We start from the raw sequence: 12,241 nt of genomic DNA, 5'->3' as shown, positions 1-12,241 counted from the left end.
TCCATACTCGGCTGCACAACCCCGGAAACACGCAGCCAGTTGTGCAGACGGGTACTGAAAACGACATGTGATTGGCGGCAACTGCTAAGTCAACAGGCTGCTGATACTGCAGCCGTTCGCTTGTGGGTCGGGCTCACCCTGATTAGAGGACCGTCACGGCCCAAACGGGCACCTACGCAACCTCGCGCAGATTGTTCACTGCCAAGCGATCATTGACGAGGGCCGCGTTCGCAGCCCCCAGGTGATACGGAGTTGCTATCAAACTGATAGCAACTCCTATCAATAGCTCATTCGTAAGTATCGCGGACCTGCTCGAGACCGATCCTAAGCGCGCGCAATGCCATTGGATGCTTCTTGCGGCCTTCAAGCTTCGCCACGACCGCGAGCAACTCCATGAGCTCACGGTCCTCGTCGAAACGAAGCAACATCGTCCTGGCGCTTCCCTTGTCCCTCGAATCGCTCAGTGTGGGCGTCACGCTGGGCCTAACCGGAGCTCCACGCGCAGCACTGACAGCCGGCGGAGTCAGTAACGGTTCAGCCGCATTGCCGAAGGCCTCGATAGCCTCGTCCCTAGCCTTCTCAGACGCGGAACGCTTCTTGATTGCCACTACCCCATCAACTCCTCTGCCAACCCGCGGATTTCCCTCGCCGCTTTAGGGTTTTTCCACTCAACGACCCCGAGCCCCTCCCCCACCACGTCTCGATAAGCCTTGCGCTCGTACAGGACAGTTCGCAGTGGCTCGATACTCGGATAGTCGGAAAGGTAATCCCTGGCGTCACCACTTTCGGACTCGAACGCGTTGGTCGACACCCGCGTGAGGGCCCCCCTGACACGTAACGAGGGGTTGAAGTCCCGGGCTGTTTCAATCAACCTATCGACAGTCGCGAGTGTGTCGAGATCAAACTGGCTCGATTGCGTCAGAACCAACAATTGATGTGCGGCAGTCATGGCTGTCCGCATCTCCTTGCTGTCCTTCCCTGCCACATCAACGAGGACAACGTCATAGCTCGTATCCAGTTCACGCAAGGTCTCGTGCAGGCTGCCAAGTTTCTCCACCACAAAGATGCGAGGTTCATGCCCAGCCTCTTCTCGGTCTCCCGCCCAACGTGCAGTGGACCGCTGCCGATCACCGTCCACTACTGCTATGCGCATCCCTCGCTTCGCCAACTCAACGGCAAGGTTGGTTACAACGGTGGACTTGCCTACGCCGCCCTTTTCGCTACCCACAACAATGATCATGGCTCCAACCTAATGCCGACGTTGATAGCAGAAGGCTAGCGACACGCTACTTATTTGATAGCACTATGAAAGTAGTATCTAGGCCGCAGTTTCAAACTGCTATCAAAGTGCTACTTTGGCCTCACCGTCTGATGAGTAGCCCTGGGCTGCGGGGGCGACTCCGAATCCCCGACCCCAAGGCCCTCCGCTCGCGTCTTGGCCCAAAGCTATGCGGCATTCCAGTGTCTCGGCTATCAATATGCTACGAATTCGATAGTGCTTTGCTAGCGATTGTAGGCATGGGATGACTAATCCCTGCGAAGATAGCAATGGTTAGCGTAGTGCTACCTATTTGATAGCACTATCAAAGTACTACCAACCCTTGCCGCAGCGCGGATCGATGCGCGTATGCCCAGTTGTTCTAGCAGTTTCAAACTACTATCAATATGCTGCTTATGGCTCGGGCCAGCGAAGAGCGGCGCCAGGGGGCAACCAGAGCGAAGAATGCAGAAACTGGGGTGCCAGTGGTTGGGCCAAATCAAGATGCTAGCGACTGTCTATCAAAGCGCTAGCAGTGGCTGGTAATGTGCGAACCCGCCTGCGGACCCATCTGCAGCATGCCACCGTCGACAACCCAGCCTGCGCCGGTGACATAGCTGGAGGCCGGTGAGGCGAGGAACGCGATGACGTTGGCGATCTCCCAGGCGTTTCCCGGCCGGCCCAGCGGCACCCCGGGCCGCTCCGCCGTCGTCGGGTCCTGGTCCTCCTGCCCGGTCATCGGGGTGGCAATCTCGCCGGGGGCCACCGTGTTGGCCGTGATGCCGTACTGTCCCAGCTCAAGGGCAAGCGTCTTCATGAGGCCGCCCAGTCCGTGCTTGGAGGCGTCGTAGGCGGATGAGCCCACACGCGGCTGGAACTCGTGCACGCTGGACACCGCTACAAGCCTTCCGCCCTTGCCTGCCTTGACCATGCGCCGTGCCGCAGCCTGCAGGCAGACGAACGCGCCGTTGAGGTTCGTGTCCAGGATCTGCATCCAGTCGTCGATTTCCATGTCCAGGAACTTGGTGCTTGCCCCCGTCCCCGCGTTGTTGACGAAGACGTCCAGTCCGCCCAGCTCCTCGGCAAGTTCGTCGATGACGCCTGCCGCGTGGCGCAGTTCAGTCGTGTCCAGCTGCCGGACCACAGCCTTGCGCCCCAGGCCCCGGATTTCCTCAGCAGTTTCCTCCGCCCCCTCCTTGTCCGAGTGCCAGGTGACGCCGACGTCCATCCCGGCGCGGGCGAGTGCCACGGCAGTGGCCTTGCCGATCCCGGAATCGGATGCGGTAACGATGGCGGTGGTGGGGGCAAAGTTGCTGGTATCCGGCATGGCGGGCCTTTCGTTAGGTCGAGCGGTGCGTTCGGTTAACGGTCGTCGGGTCAGGCGGCGGGCGGGTCAGGCGGGGGGTGGCTCAGGCGGGCCGGCGCATGTCCGGTTGATAGGACTCGCTGGCGGCTTCGGCCGCGTCCTCGCGGCCCGCCGCCTCCGAATCATCAGCGGTTTCCGGCACGGCCATCAGCGGGACGGCGAAGGTCACCACGGGACGGCCGTCAGAGTCGTCTGCGGACCTGATGGTCAGGCTCCGGGTGCCCGGCGGTACCGACGGGCTGAACACCTGAAGATTGCGGGAACCGATGGCGGCCGATTCCCGCAGGGTGTATTCGGTACCAAAGTGGTCCTGCAGGATGAGCCGCGGTTCGGGTGCGTTGTCCGAGGGCAGATGGATGTTGACCACCAAGCCGGAGGCCCACACCTCCACGGAAAGGACGGTGAACTCGGTGGCGGAGGTGACATGCCGCCCGTAGGTGGGGGGCAGCAGCATCCGACGCAGTGCGCCGGATGGAATCAGGTTGCTCATGATATGTCCTGTAGGTCTTGCGCCGGCGGTTGGCGGGTAGCGCCGGAGGATGATCCGGTGCGCGTCAAGCGCTGGGGCGCGGGTGCGGCTTAGGCGTCTTCCCGGTTGGGGTTTTCCAACCGGAAGAAGTTCGATTGGGTGCCGTCGCTGCGCTGTTCCTGGTAGATGAAGTTGAGTTTTCGGGAGTCGAAAGTGTCAAACCATTCCTCCCAGCTAACGTGGCGGAGCTTGTCGTCCTTGCCACCGAAGTCGATCCGCAATACGCCGAGATGGTCGCCGTGTTCCGTGCCCTCCACTGTGGCGGGCACGCCATCGCGCTCTTCCGCCCACTGTTTGATGACTTCGTGGTGCGTTGTGGCCAGGCTGCGGCCTTCACGCTCCGGCTCATCCTCGGTTGAGGTGACTTCCTGCGAGTACTTCAGGGACTTTGCGGAGTCCGGTCCGCGGCGTATCTTCCCGCCCTCCGGGCCGGCCCCCAGGCCCTCTTCGTCCCCGCTTCCATCCGATTCACGGTTCTTGCTGCCTTTGTCTTCTGCCATGCCCGCCTTCCTTTCACCCCGGGCTAACTAGTAAGTCTACTTACCATGGAGCCTCCGGACAGGACCCGCTGTCAAGGGGACGGAAGACACTCTGCGGCCTGCCTGCGGAAGATGGGCAAAATCTGCGGGACCGGTGGAATGCTGCCGCTGGTGGGCTGCTCTACTTGCAGGGCGACTACCGGAGCGGGCGGACCACCGCGTAGTAGCCGGGCACCCGGTCCTGTCCCGGGACGCCGGTCACGGGGTTGGTTTCAATGGCCACGTGGCCATCCTCCAGCAGTTCCCATGCCGACGCCGGGAAGGCACGTTCGCGCTCTTCGGGCCCGAAGTGCCCCGGCATGGGGAGTCCGCGGATGGCGAGTTCCAATGGCGCCGGAATGCCGCGGGTGGTGGCTCCGAGGTGGGACACGTACTCCACCGGATTCCCCTGGAAATTGGTTTCGGCCATGAAGACCGTGCCGCGGCGGCCGGCAAGGTGCCGCAAGTTTTCGACGAGTGCCGTTTGGTGCTCCGGGTCGAGGACGTGCAGTACGCCGCGGATGAAAACATTGGCCCCGTCATCGCCGGCGCCAATGGACCGTGCCAGGGCTGTACCGGCACCATCCGCCGTCATGTCCCGTGCTTCAAATGCTGCGGTGCTGCTGCCTGCCGACTCCGCGCGCGCCCTGGCAATGGCGTGCCGCGACACATCAACGCCAATGACCCTGGGAAAGATCCCGGCGAGTGCGCGGGTAAAACTGCCGTGCCCGCAGCCGGTGTCCACCACGGGAAGCGCGGGATCGAGGTAGCGCAGGAGACCGTCCTTGTAGCCAAGGAACTCATGGTCGCTCCCGGAGTCCCACAGGACCTCCCCGCCCGGGCCCGTGGCGGTGATGCTGGCCCAGTAGGTGTCCCATGCCTTATGCCGGTCCTTCGGGGCGTTCCGCGAGAGCCTGACGAGTTTGGGGATCATCAGGTACTTCTGCCAGGCCGAGGAGGATGACTTTGTTGGGGACACGGCTCAAATATATGTTCCCTTGCTGGGAGCCGCGGCACGTTGGGCTGGATTACGGCGCGCCACGCCGCACATCGCGCGAACCGGGACGGAAACGGCAGAGGTGGGACGGGCGTCCTCCCTGGTAGACCCGCCAGGCTGCCATCCCCCTAGAATGTACTCAACTGGGAGGGAAGGGAGCACTGTGACGGCTGCGCCGAGTGACGTCCTCCTGCCCCGCACCGCCGTCGTCGCCGATCCCGACGCCGGCCGGCTGGCCACCAACGCCCGGGCACTGCGCGAAGCCGGATACAGCGTCTTCGAAGCAACCGACGCCGATGGCCTCGCCGCCCTGCTGGACACCACCGAACCCTCCGTCATCGTCGCCGATGCTGTCCTGTCCACAGCATTGCCAAACGCCCCCTCCGCCGCGCCCGTCCTGGTAATGGTGGACCTGGACAACCCCCAGGAGATCGGCGCGGCCAACCCGTCAGGCGTCCACGACTGCATCACCAAGCCGCCGGCGCCCAGGGAGTTGGTCCACCGCGCCTCCGTCCTGATCGAGCAGGTGTCCCGGCGCCGCGCATCCCGGCAGGAGGCCGAAGGGCTGCGCGGGCAACTGCGCGAGGTCTCGGCTGCGGTGCGCGCCACCAACGATCCCCAGGAGATCGCAAACCACGTCGTCGCCGGATTCGGGCGGACCTTCAAGGCGGACCACGTTGTCCTGGCCACCTTCGAGGACCACCGGGTCCCGGCGATCACTGCCGAGTGGCACCGACCCGGCCTGGCGGCCCTGCCCCCGGACGCCCTTCCCGGCGAAGACGAAGCCCGCGCCATGGCGGACACGCTCTGGGCGGGGACCGAGACCCTCTCTGCCGAGGGGAACGAGGCCGAGCCCAGGACGGATGACAAGCCAGCGGCCGCCGTCGCCGGAGCCGCCTCCACCCTTGCGGTGCCCATCGGCGAAGGAAATTCCTCCCTGGGCATCATCTGGATCGCCACGATGGACCGGCCCCGCACGTGGTCCAACGCCGAGCTGGGGCTGATCCAGCACGTGGCGGGCAACGCCGCCTATGGCCTGATCCAAAGCCACCTGATCAGCAGCCAGCAGCAGGTGGTGAAGCAGCTGCGCGAACTCGATAAAGCCAAGACAGACTTCCTGGCCACCGTGAACCACGAGCTGCGCACGCCGCTGACCTCGATCATGGCGTACCTGGACATGATCCAGGAAAGCACCGAGCACCCCGTGTCCAGGGAAGTCCACCAGATGCTGGACATCGTGGTCCGCAACACCGAACGGCTCCGGACGCTCATCGAGGACATGCTCAGCGTCTCGCGCGGCGGCCTCGACAACACGGAGATGCACCTGGCACCGGTCCGCCTGGGACACACACTGGACCTCGTGGCCGCGGCGCTCCGGCCGTTGGCCACACTGCAAAACGTGACCATCGACGTGGACCCGGTGCCGGAGGATCCGGAAATCCTTGCCGACGAGGTGCAGCTGCAGCAGGTATTCACCAACCTGGTGTCCAACGCCATTAAGTTCACGCCCAAGGGCGGAAGGATCGAGGTGGGCAGCGAATCCCACGCGGCGGAAGACGGCTCCAAGTGGGCCACCGTGCGGATCGCTGATACCGGCATTGGCATTTCGAGTGATGAAATCAACCACGTCTTCACCAGGTTCTACCGCGCCTCCAACGCCATGAATGGCGCCATCCCGGGCACGGGGCTGGGCCTTGCCATTTCCAAGGACATCGTGGACCGCCACGGCGGGCGGATCGACGTCGACTCCACCCTGGGCGCCGGGACCACGGTTACCGTCTGCCTCCCCCTTGGGACTGACCGCGTGCAGGCCAACTAGGCGCCGAAGGAGGACTGCCATGTTTGCCGACGACGACCCCCGGCTTTCCCAGCTGCTGGAAGGCATTGTCCGGCTTGCCTCCGGCGACCTCAATTCCCGCATCGAGGTCTCACCTGCCCGGGATGAGCTGGATGCGATCATCATGGGCACCAACCTGCTGGCCGAGGATCTGCAGGTCATTTACGAGGAACTTGAGCAGCGGGTCCAGGTCCGCACCCAGCTCCTGCACGAGGCACACCTCGAGATGCAAAAAATGGCCATGCAGGACCCGCTGACAGGCCTGGCCAACCGTTCGGCGCTGATCGAAGCCCTTCGCACCGCCCTGGAGGCGCGCCCGGGGCCGGAGCGGGAACCGGCAGAAGGTCCGGCCATCCTGCTGATGGACCTCGACGCGTTTAAGTCGATTAACGACAGCATGGGGCACACCGCGGGTGACCAGGTGCTGGTGACCGTGGGCGAAAGGCTGCGGACCGCCGTCCGGGCATCCGACGTCGTTGCCCGCCTGGGCGGGGACGAGTTTGCCATAGTCATGCCGTCGGCGTCGGCGGACCAGGCTGCGGTGGTGGCACACCGGATCCTGGCCTCGCTCAATGACCCGATTGAACTGCCCGGCCGCAGCGTGCGCTGTGGTGCCAGCATCGGGCTCAGCGTGGGCAGCGAAGGCCAGACCCCGGAGGACATGCTGATGGAGGCCGACGTCGCCATGTACGCCTCCAAGGCTGAGGGGCAGAACAAGCTGCACAGGTTCGAGCCGGCCTTGCTGCTGATGCGGCGGCTCCGGAGCCAGTTGGTGGACGACCTGCGGGCCGCCATCAAGGACGACGCGCTGACGCTGCACTACCAGCCGGTGGTGGAGCTTGGTACCGGACGGATTGAAGGCGTGGAGGCGCTGGTCCGCTGGAACCACCCCACCCGCGGCTTCATCATGCCTGAAGAGTTCATTCCCCTTGCCGAGGAAGCCGGGCTGATCTCGGAACTGGGCCTGTGGGTGCTCCAGACCGCGGTGAAGCAGCTCCGGTGCTGGACAGACGCCGAGTTGGTGGACAGCACCTTCTCGGTGCGCATCAACATTTCCGCTACCGACCTGCAGAGCCTGCAGTTCATTGAGGATGTGCGGAACATCCTCCAGGACACGGGGGTCAAGCCGGAGCAGGTGGTCCTGGAACTGACGGAAGTGGCCATCGTCAAAGGCAACGAGTTGGACCGGTATTCGCTGGGCGGGCTCCGCGGCCTGGGCGTGGGCATTGAAATCGACGACTTCGGCACCGGCTACTCCTCCATCAGCTATCTCCGCCGGCTGCCGGTGGACCGGGTCAAGGTGGACAGATCGCTGATCACTGGCCTTGAGAGCGACCCCAGCCAGCCTGCCCTTGTGGCAGCGGTGCTGCAGCTGGTGCGAGCCTGCGGACTGGAGGCGGTCTGGGAAGGCGTTGAGACGGCGGAGCAGGCGCAAATCCTGCGGGACCTGGGCTGCCGCAGTGCCCAGGGCTACTACTTCAGCCGTCCCGTTCCGCCGGAGCAGATCCCGGATCTGCTGGCTGACCAGCAGGAAAGCGCTAACCAGTAGCGCAAAACTACTGCGCTTTTGGAGCCGCCGTTATACGATCAGCGTGCGGTGTCCGGTTCGTCGCTGCCGCGGAATTCAGGGTCGTTCGGCACCGTACTTTTATAAGGCGTTTGGAAATTTGAACATAATTGGGCCATTGGGTCATTACTTCGTCAACTGGGGGCGTTGCTAATGTCGGTTCGGGTACAGGCATGGGGAATTATCGCCGCTGTCCTGGCGGATACGGATCCTGCGGGAGCGGCTGTCCGGCAGCGGTTGAGCAACAGCCTCGACGAAAATCCCGGCGTGCCGGAGCGGGCGCTGCTGGAGTATCTGCTTGAGACCAGGCGCAGTGATGCCAATACGGTGGAGACGCTGGAAACGGCCAGGGAAATGCGCCTGACCCCGCCCGCCCTGCCACCGCAGTTCGCGGAGCAGTTGGACGCCATCCGCAGCATGTCCCGGATAAGCGCCCTGCTCGAAAACCAGATGCTGATGACCGCCTTCCAGCCGATCTATGGGCTCGAAGGAAAAACCGTGGTGGGTGCAGAGGCTCTCTCCCGTTTCGTCAGCGACGACGGAGCCGCCGCTGAATTGTGGTTCGCCGAGGCAGCCGCCGTGGGCCTTGGGGCAAACCTTGAGTTTTCTGCGCTCGGCTCCGCTGCCGCGGCGGCCCGCACCCTGCCGGAAAACCTATATGTTTCGCTGAACATTTCGCCCACGTCCTGCACGGACCCGCGGCTGCCGGAGCTGTTCGACCACATCGAGCTTCCCATCGACAGGGTGGTTCTCGAATTGACCGCGGATATTCCGGAAGAGGAATACCTGCAATTTATTTCTGCGATTAATCCGCTGCGCGAAAAGGGGCTGCGGATCGCCGTCGACGACACCCACACCGGCGCAGGGGCACTGAGCCGCATGATCCACCTGCGGCCCGACTTCCTCAAGGTGGGCCGCAACGTCATCGCCGATGTGGACAAGGACGGGCTGCAGCACGCCCTTGCGTCGTGCCTGGTGGACTTCACCGAGCAGATTGGTGTGACTCTGGTGGCGGAAGGCATCGAGACTGTGGGCGAACTGAAGGCCCTCACCGAGCTTGGCATCAGCGCCGGCCAGGGCTACCTGCTGGGTCGGCCGTCCGTCCGGCCCGAGGACTGGGCCAACTGGAATACGCGCCTGGACATGGACGGCCTGGAGCGCCACTTGGCCGGCCCGGGCGAGTCGCGGAAGAAGCGGGGCACAACGGCGTCGTGACGATGGACCAGCGGCCGGCGGACCGAAAGCCGCCAGCCGCTGCCCACCCAGGCACTACTCGGAGTGGCCCTGGTCCCTGCTCATTTGGTCCTCGGCGGGCGGGGTCTCCCCGGGAGGAACTCCCCCGCCCGGCTCCAGGCCGGTGACGTTGCCCTCCGCAGGGTCGGGGTTCGGCGATCCGCCCGACTCTTTGCTGCGCTGCTCAGCGAGGTGGGGCTGGGCGGCGCCAACATCGTCCTTCCCGGGACGGTCGGGATTCGCGGGGTCATTTTCCGGATGGTAAGTGCTCATGCTGCCTTTCCTTCCTCTCCGGCTGCGGTTCGGTTCCCCAGCACTGGACTAATTGTAAGCATGCTGATAATTCTGGAGGAGTAGGGCCGGTAAGCCGCTGGGGCGCCGGCATACGACGTCGGAAGGAGCAGTCAGATGGGAATCGGCGACAGCATCGGCAAGGCAGCGGAAAACGCGATGGAGGACCTGGCCGGGACATCCAAGCCGACAGAAAAGATGGATGTTCCGAATCCGGCGGACCCCAATGACGACGTTGAAGTGCACTCTTCCCTGAGTGAGGGTTCGAATGCGATGGAGGCGGAGAAGCAGAAGGCTCCAGGCCTCAAGACCGGGGCCGCCCCGGCCCCGGTGTCCAACAGCCCGTTGGGCGGGGACGTTGATGAGACGGACAACCTCAGGGCGCACAGCGGCATGGCCCGGAACGACCAAAAGCAGAACGAGGCGTCGGACGACGGCGGCCTGGCCGGCGATGCGACAGCGCCCACCGAAGCGGACCGCGGCTAAGTCTCCCGACAGGTTGGATAAGCCGGGTGCGCTTCAGCCGGCCGGGTCCTCCGGCCCGGGCGCATGCCGCCACTGGCCGCGCGCCCGCAGCACGTCGCGAAGCAGGTCCGCCCGGTCCGTGACAATCCCGTCCACGCCAAGGTGGAGGAGCCGGTGCATTTCCGCCTCCTCATTGATGGTCCATACGTGCACCACCAGGCCCAGCTCATGGGCGCGCCGGATGAAGCCGGCAGTGACTACAGGTATCCGTCCATAGCGGACGGGTACCTGCAGTGCGTGCACGTCGCGCAGAGTCCGGCGCATCAGCCGCCGGAACACCGGGCGGGGCAGTACCGGGCCCAGCAGCGTGAAGAGGGCATTCGAGGCCACTCCGGCGGACGAAGCCACCGGTTGGCTGAGCAGCTTCAGCACCGCCCGCCGTCGGCGGTCCGAAAAACTGGTGACCAGCACCCGGTGGTGCACCTGGTGCCGCTCGATGGCGGCCGCAGTGCTGCGGACCGAGCCCCAGTCCTTGACGTCGAGGTTGAGCCGGGCGTCTGGAAGCTGGGTTACCAGTTCGTCGAAGGTGGGGATGGGCTCGCGGCCGTTGATCCGCGCCTTTGCCACCTCCGCCGCGGGCAGCTCCGCAACCCGGCCCTTGCCGTCCGTCACCCTGTCCAGGGTTTCGTCGTGGAAGAGCAGCAGCACGCCGTCGGACGTGGTGTGGACGTCCGTTTCGAGGTACCGGAAGCCGAGTTCAACGCCGGCGCGGAACGCGGCCATGGAGTTTTCCAGGCCCTCGCCCGAGAACCCGCGGTGGGCCATGGCGATGGGCAGCTGCCGCCCGGCGTCGTCCGGGTGCTCGAAGAAGGGCAGGGTCACACTGCGAGCGTACCCGAGGCCCGAGGCCTTCAGTCAGCGCGGCAGTTCAGCCAGCGCAGGGAAGGATGTCCACGCCGTCACCGCAGTGCAGCAGGGTCCGCCCGCGGCCGCCGTCGAGGTGGACCCAGACCGCCGTGTGGTCCGGCGTGATGGTGTCCACCACGCCGCCCGATTCAAAGCCGGGTGAAAAGAGGACCCGGACCCGGTCGCCCTGGCGCAGCTGCTTCCAGTGCGGAGCGGGCGTTGCTGCGTGGAGCGGCGCCTCGGCTGCGTGCTGCTTGGTGCTTCTTGCCATCGTTACCCCCTTCGAGCCGGCGGAGGTGCCTGCTCTCCACGCTTGACGCTACGGCGGGAAGGTAAACGCCAGGTGAGCGGAAGCTGGGAAAACGGTGGCGCCGGATGCGGCAGGCTGGGGTCAGGAAAACTGGACGCCCAGGGAAGCGAGGCGGGCCTCCAAAACCTGGGCCACGCCGTCGTCGTCAAAATGCGGTGCCTGCTGCCCCGCCGCGCGGATGGCCTCCGGGTGGCCGCTGGCCATGGCATAGCCGTGGCCAGCCCACCGGAGCATTTCAATGTCGTTGGGCATGTCCCCGAAAGCCACTACGTCAGCGGCCCCAATGCCCAAGGCGGACGCATACTCGGCCAGCGTGACGGCCTTGTTCACACCGGGCAGGGACAGTTCCAGCATCGCGACGCCAGGCGAAGAATGGGTGGCCGCTGCCAGGTGTCCGACAGCGGGAGCCACCTCGGCGAGAAAGTCGTCAGGCGTGCCGTCGCGGACGATGGCGAGGAATTTCACCACAGAGTCCTCGCCCGTGAGCGTGTCCTTCAGCGGCGCCGGGGTGAATTCGGCGAGCAGCTCGCTGGACTCGTTCTCGATGAAGCCCGGTTCCAGATGGAAGCCGGTGAGCGTCTCCGCGGCGAACAGCGCAGCCGGGCGGAGCTCCTTGATGATGTGCCGGACTTCCAGGACAGTGTTGATGGCCAGGGTACGGGCGGAGACCAGGCAGTCCGCTTCCAGGTCCCACACCACGGCGCCGTTTGAGCAGATCACTCGACCGGTGTGGCCCAGCTGTTCTTCGAGGGGGTGCAGCCACCGGGGTGGCCGGCCTGTAACAAAGACAAGTTCGACGCCGGCATCACGGCAGGCGCGGAAGGCGCGGACGGTGCGGGGGCTGATTTTTCCGTCATGCCCGAGGATCGTTCCGTCGATATCGCTTGCTACCAGCCGCATCCTGCAAGTCTACGTGGGTCATTGGGCAGCCGGAGTGCGCTGGAAGGCGGCAGGGCGTCGTCGT

At 64.8% G+C, this 12,241-nt stretch carries 14 protein-coding genes; 4 read left to right on the top strand and 10 right to left on the bottom strand.

The window, feature by feature from the left end:
* Positions 1 to 287: 287 nt before the first annotated feature.
* From LFT49_RS00735 to LFT49_RS00710, 6 genes are all read right to left on the bottom strand, one after another.
* Positions 288 to 608 carry a hypothetical protein gene (locus tag LFT49_RS00735; protein ID WP_237429413.1) on the bottom strand — a complete coding sequence of 107 codons (321 nt, stop codon included), beginning with the start codon at positions 606 to 608 and terminating at the stop codon, positions 288 to 290.
* Positions 608 to 1,240, bottom strand: coding sequence for a division plane positioning ATPase MipZ (locus tag LFT49_RS00730; protein WP_013603138.1), 633 nt, complete (start codon positions 1,238 to 1,240; stop codon positions 608 to 610). The genes LFT49_RS00735 and LFT49_RS00730 overlap by 1 nt, the downstream gene beginning before the upstream one ends.
* Positions 1,241 to 1,787: 547 nt before the next feature.
* The gene (locus LFT49_RS00725) at positions 1,788 to 2,585 is read right to left on the bottom strand and encodes an SDR family oxidoreductase (RefSeq protein ID WP_237429412.1); all 798 of its coding nucleotides are present in this window, start codon (positions 2,583 to 2,585) and stop codon (positions 1,788 to 1,790) included.
* Positions 2,586 to 2,667: 82 nt separating this feature from the next.
* Positions 2,668 to 3,114 carry a hypothetical protein gene (locus tag LFT49_RS00720; RefSeq protein WP_236800514.1) on the bottom strand — a complete coding sequence of 149 codons (447 nt, stop codon included), beginning with the start codon at positions 3,112 to 3,114 and terminating at the stop codon, positions 2,668 to 2,670.
* An 89-nt stretch (positions 3,115 to 3,203) separates the two neighbouring features.
* On the bottom strand, positions 3,204 to 3,653 hold the full coding sequence (locus tag LFT49_RS00715) for a hypothetical protein (protein ID WP_236800513.1): 450 nt from the start codon (positions 3,651 to 3,653) through the stop codon (positions 3,204 to 3,206).
* A 175-nt stretch (positions 3,654 to 3,828) separates the two neighbouring features.
* On the bottom strand, positions 3,829 to 4,605 hold the full coding sequence (locus LFT49_RS00710; RefSeq protein ID WP_237430578.1) for a class I SAM-dependent methyltransferase: 777 nt from the start codon (positions 4,603 to 4,605) through the stop codon (positions 3,829 to 3,831).
* A 226-nt stretch (positions 4,606 to 4,831) separates the two neighbouring features.
* Between LFT49_RS00710 and LFT49_RS00705 the strand changes: the two genes are divergently transcribed.
* The 3 genes from LFT49_RS00705 to LFT49_RS00695 all read left to right on the top strand — a co-directional run bounded on the left by LFT49_RS00705 (position 4,832) and on the right by LFT49_RS00695 (position 9,287).
* Positions 4,832 to 6,487 carry an ATP-binding protein gene (locus LFT49_RS00705; protein WP_237429411.1) on the top strand — a complete coding sequence of 552 codons (1,656 nt, stop codon included), beginning with the start codon at positions 4,832 to 4,834 and terminating at the stop codon, positions 6,485 to 6,487.
* Positions 6,488 to 6,506: 19 nt separating this feature from the next.
* Positions 6,507 to 8,054, top strand: coding sequence for a putative bifunctional diguanylate cyclase/phosphodiesterase (locus LFT49_RS00700; RefSeq protein WP_237429410.1), 1,548 nt, complete (start codon positions 6,507 to 6,509; stop codon positions 8,052 to 8,054).
* A gap of 171 nt (positions 8,055 to 8,225) precedes the next feature.
* A complete protein-coding gene (locus LFT49_RS00695) occupies positions 8,226 to 9,287 on the top strand; it encodes an EAL domain-containing protein (RefSeq protein ID WP_237429409.1) in 1,062 nt (353 codons plus the stop codon).
* Positions 9,288 to 9,341: 54 nt separating this feature from the next.
* Here LFT49_RS00695 and LFT49_RS00690 read toward each other — a convergent pair whose 3' ends face one another.
* On the bottom strand, positions 9,342 to 9,578 hold the full coding sequence (locus tag LFT49_RS00690; protein ID WP_236800509.1) for a DUF6480 family protein: 237 nt from the start codon (positions 9,576 to 9,578) through the stop codon (positions 9,342 to 9,344).
* A 135-nt stretch (positions 9,579 to 9,713) separates the two neighbouring features.
* Here LFT49_RS00690 and LFT49_RS00685 point away from each other — a divergent pair, with 135 nt between their 5' ends.
* Positions 9,714 to 10,082, top strand: a complete 369-nt coding sequence (locus LFT49_RS00685) for a hypothetical protein (RefSeq protein WP_237429408.1) — start codon at positions 9,714 to 9,716, stop codon at positions 10,080 to 10,082.
* Between the two features lie 33 nt (positions 10,083 to 10,115).
* On the opposite strand, the gene LFT49_RS00680 is transcribed toward LFT49_RS00685, so the two are convergent.
* The 3 genes from LFT49_RS00680 to LFT49_RS00670 all read right to left on the bottom strand — a co-directional run bounded on the left by LFT49_RS00680 (position 10,116) and on the right by LFT49_RS00670 (position 12,177).
* The gene (locus LFT49_RS00680; protein WP_237429407.1) at positions 10,116 to 10,943 is read right to left on the bottom strand and encodes a glycerophosphodiester phosphodiesterase; all 828 of its coding nucleotides are present in this window, start codon (positions 10,941 to 10,943) and stop codon (positions 10,116 to 10,118) included.
* A 46-nt stretch (positions 10,944 to 10,989) separates the two neighbouring features.
* Complete coding sequence (locus LFT49_RS00675) at positions 10,990 to 11,238, bottom strand: hypothetical protein (protein ID WP_237429406.1); 249 nt, start codon at positions 11,236 to 11,238, stop codon at positions 10,990 to 10,992.
* A gap of 120 nt (positions 11,239 to 11,358) precedes the next feature.
* Entirely contained in the window at positions 11,359 to 12,177 is an 819-nt protein-coding gene (locus LFT49_RS00670) for an HAD family hydrolase (RefSeq protein WP_237429405.1), read from the bottom strand.
* Positions 12,178 to 12,241 lie beyond the last annotated feature (64 nt).

The sequence above is a fragment of the Arthrobacter sp. FW306-06-A genome (assembly GCF_021870055.1).
Lineage (GTDB): Bacteria > Actinomycetota > Actinomycetes > Actinomycetales > Micrococcaceae > Arthrobacter.
Note: the sequence above shows the minus strand (reverse complement) of the source record. Positions and strands in the feature narration are given on the sequence as shown.